Source organism: Leuconostoc sp. BM2, from assembly GCF_002095565.1.
Classification (GTDB): Bacteria; Bacillota; Bacilli; order Lactobacillales; family Lactobacillaceae; genus Leuconostoc; species Leuconostoc falkenbergense.
The window spans coordinates 20,637-27,762 of the sequence record NZ_MOWQ01000024.1 but is presented as its reverse complement, the minus strand read 5'-3'; the positions used below and the strand labels follow the sequence as shown (position 1 = coordinate 27,762).

Here is a 7,126-nt window from a genome sequence, read left to right as displayed (position 1 = left end):
GACGCTCCCATAGAAACTTGTTATGTGCATTTGACTTTTTCATTCAAAAAGTCCTCCTTTTTCTTTGTTGTGTTATCAACACACGCACAGAATAACAAGAATCAAAAAATTGTCATAAAGGTAAATGGTTTTTCCTGAGGCAAACAAAAAAGCCCATCCAACGGGATGAGCTTTAGTTAATTTACAAAAAATAATTCAACGACACTCAATCCAAAAAAGTTTGAGTGTCGTTATCAACAGCTAAGGCTTGGTCGTTATTAAGTCTTGTAATGTTAATTCCGGTTTCATTTTCATATTTATTAATTTTATCTTTTATTGTAGGATCGCGGGTTAGCATTTCTTTAAAGTGTGGATACACATGAATATCTGTTAAATTAAGGCCATCTAAATTCGAGTCATTAAACTGATTATCTTCTGGATAAAGGTACTGCATCAGAGCTATGGAAGGGCCTAAAATAATTGAACCGGCACTTAAACCGAATATAAGTCCTCCATTTTGGTTTATTCTCTTCAAAATCTGATCAGCACCACTTTTTTTGATGTAGTGCAAAAGGTAAAATGGATAGCCCCCATTCAGAAAAATTAGGTCGTAATCAAAGAGTTTGTTAGCATCTTCAAATTCCACATCTAAGAAATCTACTTGCTGTATATTCATGCTGAGGAGATCTCTTTTTATTTGTTGCATCTGAGGGTGCTTTTCTTTTTCTTTCGGCCAAGATGTGGAAATAATACATGCCTTTGTTATTTTATTCTCTTGAATCATTTTTTGAGCAACATTTATAATTTTTGGTGTTGAAAATCCATAAGCAGTAAGTAACAATTTATTCATTGTTAATAAAATCCTTTTTCTTTAAAATGTTGATTTTTTATTTTATGCTACAACACACTGCTGTCACTATGTAATTGATAAGTCCCAATCCGATCTAATTGTGTCACAAGATTTGTTTTAGGATTGTAGCTGACATTATAGACAAAACGTGTGGTGGCATCTGCCGAGTCCTTGAGATGGCTTTTAACAAAGACAATCACCTTCCCTTTCACCTCCGTGGCGCTTGCTGAGGTGGGTAAGAAATCCATGTGATCATAAGTCATTACCACACCTGTCTGTGTAATCATTTTATCGGGATCAGCCTTGAAATCTAAACTATTTTTGACGACATCTTGAGTTACATAAGGTGTCATCTGTTTGGCTTTGGCATCAAATTCCTTTTGAGAGGCAATTGTCCAATCTAGGGTAAGCAGTTTATCAAGCAAGTTTGAGGTAGCCGACACATTAGGTTGCTTTGAATCTAGTACCGTACCGACCTTTGATTTCTTGTTGATGAGTTTGCTTTGTTCTACCGCGAGTTCATTTGAGGCACTTTGATGTGTTTTAACAGCGACTTGAGTAGCTAACCAAAAGCCCAGTCCAGTAATCACCATCAACAAAGGAATAGCCCAAAGGAAGGCTATTTTTTTATTTACTTTTGACATGGTTATTTCCTTCCTGAGGTATCTTTTACAGCACCCGTTTGGAGTTCTGTAATTTTGCCATTTTCAATGTGCATCAATAATGTTGTGCTGGTTTCCTCTTTGCCTAATTGATATTTAACCGTCCCAAATCCTAGACCTGAGCCATCGGCTGCTTTGGAATAAACAATATCATTGCTTTCTAAATGAAAAGTTGGCACACCTTCATCCACATCACCACCAAACGTTGCCCCTAGAAAAGCTGACACAACGTCATCCGTTGCCACACTACTTTTAGCATCTGATTTATTTAACTTTGGTAAGATGGCAAACATTTCTTTGAGGAAAGTATTGCCAATCTTTTCAATGTTTTGGGTATCTCGAATATCAGCGGTTTTAACCTTATCAAGTTGTTTAGCTTGAACACTATACTGACTTGACTTAGCTTTTGTTGCCTTGATTTCTTGATGCACGATATTCACACTCTTGACCGTGCGTTGATAGCTAAGTCCTTGCTGGACTAAAAACAGGCAAGCAAGCGTTAACACAAACGCGTAAACCCATTTTAAATTGAATTTTGTCATGGTTAATCTCCTGAGACCACTTTAGCAATCGTTTTGTTGTTGTTTGAACTGGTACTGTCAATCACTTGATTACCTTTTAAAGCAATCACTGTGGGTACTTGTGTCACACCGTACTTAGCAAGATATGCTTGTGCCTCAGAATTTTTAACGTTGACCACAACGTAATCAATTGTCTTTTGATGTGTCTTGATCGTCTTTTTAATCGTGCTACGCGCTTTCATACAGTCAGGGCAACCAGGCTTATGGAAGATTAAGACTGTCTTTTGCTTGCTACTGGCATCTAACTGGTCAATCTTGTCAGCGAAGTTCTTGGTATCTGGATAACCATTCACCTCTGTGATGTAGTAATAAGTTCCACCAATTGCAGTCAATATCGCAATGACGGCTAAAGAAAACACTGCGATACCCCATTTCTTTAATTTACTCATTTTTAAATACTCCTATTTATCTGTTTTGCCTGTACTAGAGTCAAATGGCCCACTAGGAATAACAATGTTAGTACCTGCCTTTGCAGGTAACTTGAGATAAAGCCCAGGGGATTTTAGTCCTTTACTTTGAGGCGCCCAATTATATTGATCTTTTGTTTGCACAGCGAAGTGAACGTGAATACCTGTTGCTTCACCAGTTTGTCCTTCATGACTAATGTGTTGACCAGCAGAAACCTTATCACCTGTATTGACAACAATGGCTGACTGAGTTGGTGCGTGACCGTAATAGGTAAACACCCCGTCAGTGCCTTTAATCACTAGCCAATTACCCCCAACGCTATCAAAGCTTTTGGCTACTACCGTGCCATCATGAACAGCGTACACATTACTTTCACCACCAGTCATAGTGTGGTTGACGGTTTGAAAATCGACACCATAATGTTCTGCGCCTGTTAGGCCTGCATAGTTTGGATAGCCACCTGTTATGTTGTATTTTCCTTTAACTGGTAAGCCATCTGTGTTGGTATCCAACCCTGTGTCACATGAGGCATCAGACATAGCACTTGAATTGGCATCGCTTGAGGTATCACTAGAACCCGAGTCGTTGTTGCCGCCATCAAAGACATCAATATCACCTGCATAATCTAGTTTGAAAACCTTTTTGACTTCTTCGGCAGTTTTTGCGGTGTCGGCGACTTTTCGTTGTGGATCATTTTCTCCGACCCCTTCAAACTTTGTATCCCAAGCCACCATTGAACTGTTAATGTTGTTAGCGGCCGCTAAGCCAATTAGAGTTGCTTTATGACTACTATGCAATTCATTGATTGCCAGTTGAACTTGTGCTTGCACTGTATCAGCTGTGTCACCATAGCGATTTCCGTTAATACCTCCAGCACCCCACTGCCAAATGCCTTTTACCGAGCCAGCCGGATTGACGGCTTTCGAATTAAAGCCACTTTCTCTAAGACCAATCGCAATCGCAGCAGCGATATTGTCGCCTGACATTTTAATTTCTTTATGAAAACGGTCAATTGCATGTTGTATGGCTTTGTGCGTTGCTGAGTTGGGATCTTTCCAATCACCACCGATTGAAGTGCCACCATCATCAATGGTTGTATCATCATTCCAGCAATTGGCATTCTGTGTTGAAAAGACCATGACACACATTAAGGCAATAACTGATATTGACATAATTGCTGTAGTGATGATGCCGATGATGACATACAAGCGACGTTTTTTATCTTGCATCCAACGTTCTAACATGGTCTAACCTCCCATTAAAAGGCTGAGGCCTTTGAGAATAAAAACAAAAACAAAACCACCAATGACATACCAAATAATTTTGTTATCCACTGGTTGAGGTTTTTGACCTTTGTCATAGTTTTCAACGATTTGTTGCGCTTCTTGCTTCATTTTTTCACGGTTATCACGCGCCTTCTTTAATGGATGTGGCAACTTCATCTTACAGTCCTCCACCAAACAAATTAATTTCTGAGTCATTAAGATCAACGTGCATGAACGTAGCTTGCTTACCCACCAAGTTCATTAAGAAATCACCTTGATCCAATCCTTGTAACGCTTGTAGTTGACCATCAGTGATATTAGTTTCACTCACCACACTGCGTAAACGGGTGGTATCTGTTTTTGAAAGCCGACCAATGGTTTGCTTTGGAAATCGGCCAAAGAATGAAGATGCGGCACGGCTAGCCTCAGTATCTGAGGCATTGCCCGTTGGTACAACGTTTTTTAGCCCTGGGAAAATGGCAAACATACCGAAGAAATCTTTACCATGTTGTGCCATCATATTGTCACCGAAGGTAATGCCTAATGAGTGTTTAGCGTTGAAAATATCATCCGCCTCATCCTGTATCCACCAGAAGTATTTTGGTTGATTGCCGTTGTTGTTGGCTTGGGTGGAGACCTCACCACGCTTAATGCGTTCACGTTGCTGTGTGCCATTAATCGTGATGTAGCTTTCCATCAGTGACAATATGGTAAAGTATTGCGCATTATACAGATCGTCTTCAAGACGGGACAACCCGCTAGTATCAAAACGAATCAAACGCTCACCAGACAAATCAGGCATGGTCGTTACACCATTCACCATGTCGCCATGATTTTGTATTAGGCTACTAATCGTCGATAAGATATTGTCCAAACGTTCTACGGCGGGTTGCGTCATGTTGCGTGTCAGCATGTTACGGGTTTCTAGGAAGGTTTGAAAATCTTCGAGAATTGGATAGTCTTCATTTTGTAGCCCGATTACACGTAAATCTTGCGGGTTGTCTTTTGGTGACAATGACCACATACGCCGTTCAACATAGAAATCAGTAATTAGGTTACCCAGCATTTCTAATTCTTTCTTATCAGCTTGTGGATTAAGTGTCGCGTAGTACGTAATCACTTTTGTACGATGCTGGTTGAAACTTGCAATGACATCAACATTGCCATTTGCATCAAGGACAGTGCCAAACACTTGCATCAAATTAATGATGTTTTGACTACCATCAAGCGTCAGAGTGACACCGTAATAGTAATTCACTAGATCACGCCATTCATTAGACTTATCAAATACCCAAACTGTATCACCACGAGAAACTAATGGCCCCAAGTTCTTTTTGGCAAACGAGCTTTTACCTGAGCGCTCACCACCCACAACTAGGTTATAAGCGGTTAACTGCGTTCGGTGGTCATTGTAGCTAGGATCATACATAACTTCACCACGTTGCATGGTTAAGCCCATGTATGAACCACGAGGATGTGCAATAAAGGTTTGATTAAAGGCATAAGAACCAGCTAAAGCATAGGCTTTCATTGGGAACCCTTTGTCCTTAATCGTTTGATTTTCAATTGACATTGCTGGCATAAAGAACTGTTGGAAGTGGGTTAATTGCTCAGAAGGATAAACTTTCATGCGGTAGTTAGAAAGCTGTTGTTGAATCTCTTTAACACGGCGGCGTAGTTCTTCGGGAGAAACATCTGATATCAATAATCTAACGTAGACACGTTTGTAAATTTCACGACCATTGCGGGCTTCATTCAAGTCTTGGAGTGTAATGTCAGCATCTTGTTCGGCTTCCAACGCGTCACCTTGTGAGGTCACTTCACTACGTGCCTTACTACGCAACGTGTTAGTAGCTGTCTCAAGTGCTTTTTGCACTTCAAACTTGTTCTCAGTCCCAATCTTGATGTCTACAATGGTGTTCTTGTGATTGATTAACTCTTTGAACCAGCCTTGTAACTGTTCATTCTTGGGATAGTCATAGACATTGACAATGGCACTACTTGCCATACCATCATCAAAGTAAGTGGTATGAAATTCAATGCCACTAGGGTTTTGAACTTCCTCAATGAGTTCTAAATTATAGCCGCGTGCTTTCAATGCGGAACGTTTTGCTGTATTTAAACTTGTGCGCATGCTTATTTTTCCTCCAGTTCTAAGGTTTCCCCAGGATTGTTAATTTGGTACATGACCATCTTTTTACGATTAATTGAGACTGGCTCAGGTGTAAACGCCATGCCTGCGTGTGCCATAAAGTCACGGCGATTTTTATCTAAGGCAGCTAACGTCTTGCCATAGATCACAGCGGTATATTCTTGATGTTTAATGTCACCGACCACATTTTTTTCAATATTAATTTCTTGCAAAATAGTTTGGCGCATCATTAACAATTGTTGATAATGACGATCATCTAGGTCAACACTATTCAATTGGCTTTCCACTCTCACTAACTCTTGTCCCCATGAAGCTTGCTGGATTCGCGTGTCAGCGGGTAGTTGACTAACGAAAATATCAAAGTCCTCCACGTAAACTGATAGCAACTGGTGAAAGTCAGCGATAATGGCGTTGGAACTCTTATCGCCTTCAGCATTCAGGAAATCCAAATCTTTTCCAGGTAAATTGAGCATGTCAGCGTATGTATCATCTGCCAATAAAATTGGATGCCCTTTTTTATTCAAAATGTCTTTATAAGGTAAAGCAAAGTAGATTGGAATTGGTTTGCGATTATCAAGTGCTTGTTTGACAACTGTTAAACCCTTTCCCTTTTGTGCTTGTTTAGCTTTTATTCCCATTATTTTTCCTCTCGTTTCTTGTTTTCAGTAATCGCAGTTAGATCACCTGTGGCGTGCTTGCTGGACTTTAAGATGCCACGTAGGATTTCTTGATACATGAGACCCATTGGGTTACTTGGACTAGGTAAAATTAAAAAGCCAGCTAGTAACGCATTACTGACAATTAGAATCAGCCCATACTTGCCAATATTGTAGGGATAGAATGATTTAATCATCAGGTAAGTAATCCCAAAAACAATGACTAATACGAAGATTCGTTCCATCGTGAAAAACATCCACCGTGACACTTTCTTCCAAATATTGCGTCCAGGGGTAAAGTGTTCATACATACAATTTCTCCTTTAACAAGTTATTTTTGCCTGGATTGAAGTTCAATCTGTGGTCAGTGTACAAGGTATCGAAAGAATGTCATAAAGGTAAATGGTTTTTCCTGAGCCAAAGAAAAAGCCCCTGCACGAACAGGAGACAATGATTTGCTTGTTATCTTTTTGTGTATCCAATCTATATAAGATATTGATAGATGTGTATATATTCATCTTATAACACAAACATACCTTTACCTATATTTAAAGTATAGTATATTGATATACA

General features: G+C 39.6%; 9 protein-coding genes. All 9 read right to left on the bottom strand.

All coding sequences use genetic code 11. The features are described from left to right. Window positions 1–205: 205 nt before the first annotated feature. The 9 genes from BMG01_RS07285 to BMG01_RS07245 are packed head-to-tail and all read right to left on the bottom strand — an operon-like array spanning window position 206 to window position 6,864. Window positions 206–829 (bottom strand): Type 1 glutamine amidotransferase-like domain-containing protein, encoded by a 624-nt coding sequence (locus BMG01_RS07285; RefSeq protein WP_036068457.1) that lies wholly within the window; start codon window positions 827–829, stop codon window positions 206–208. Window positions 830–876: 47 nt separating this feature from the next. Then, window positions 877–1,473 (bottom strand): hypothetical protein, encoded by a 597-nt coding sequence (locus BMG01_RS07280; protein ID WP_036068459.1) that lies wholly within the window; start codon window positions 1,471–1,473, stop codon window positions 877–879. A 2-nt stretch (window positions 1,474–1,475) separates the two neighbouring features. Continuing rightward, a complete protein-coding gene (locus BMG01_RS07275; RefSeq protein WP_036068461.1) occupies window positions 1,476–2,033 on the bottom strand; it encodes a hypothetical protein in 558 nt (185 codons plus the stop codon). Between the two features lie 2 nt (window positions 2,034–2,035). Next, entirely contained in the window at window positions 2,036–2,461 is a 426-nt protein-coding gene (locus BMG01_RS07270; protein ID WP_036068463.1) for a glutaredoxin, read from the bottom strand. A gap of 12 nt (window positions 2,462–2,473) precedes the next feature. Beyond that, window positions 2,474–3,724 (bottom strand): phage tail tip lysozyme, encoded by a 1,251-nt coding sequence (locus BMG01_RS07265; protein WP_036068465.1) that lies wholly within the window; start codon window positions 3,722–3,724, stop codon window positions 2,474–2,476. 3 nt (window positions 3,725–3,727) lie between these two features. Next, window positions 3,728–3,922, bottom strand: a complete 195-nt coding sequence (locus tag BMG01_RS07260) for a hypothetical protein (protein WP_004915944.1) — start codon at window positions 3,920–3,922, stop codon at window positions 3,728–3,730. Window position 3,923: 1 nt separating this feature from the next. Further along, window positions 3,924–5,879, bottom strand: coding sequence for a type IV secretory pathway, VirB4 protein (locus BMG01_RS07255; RefSeq protein ID WP_036068468.1), 1,956 nt, complete (start codon window positions 5,877–5,879; stop codon window positions 3,924–3,926). A 2-nt stretch (window positions 5,880–5,881) separates the two neighbouring features. Continuing rightward, the gene (locus BMG01_RS07250; RefSeq protein ID WP_004915941.1) at window positions 5,882–6,535 is read right to left on the bottom strand and encodes a hypothetical protein; all 654 of its coding nucleotides are present in this window, start codon (window positions 6,533–6,535) and stop codon (window positions 5,882–5,884) included. Then, entirely contained in the window at window positions 6,535–6,864 is a 330-nt protein-coding gene (locus tag BMG01_RS07245) for a hypothetical protein (RefSeq protein WP_004915939.1), read from the bottom strand. Before BMG01_RS07245 ends, BMG01_RS07250 begins: the two co-directional genes overlap by 1 nt. Window positions 6,865–7,126: the final 262 nt, after the last annotated feature.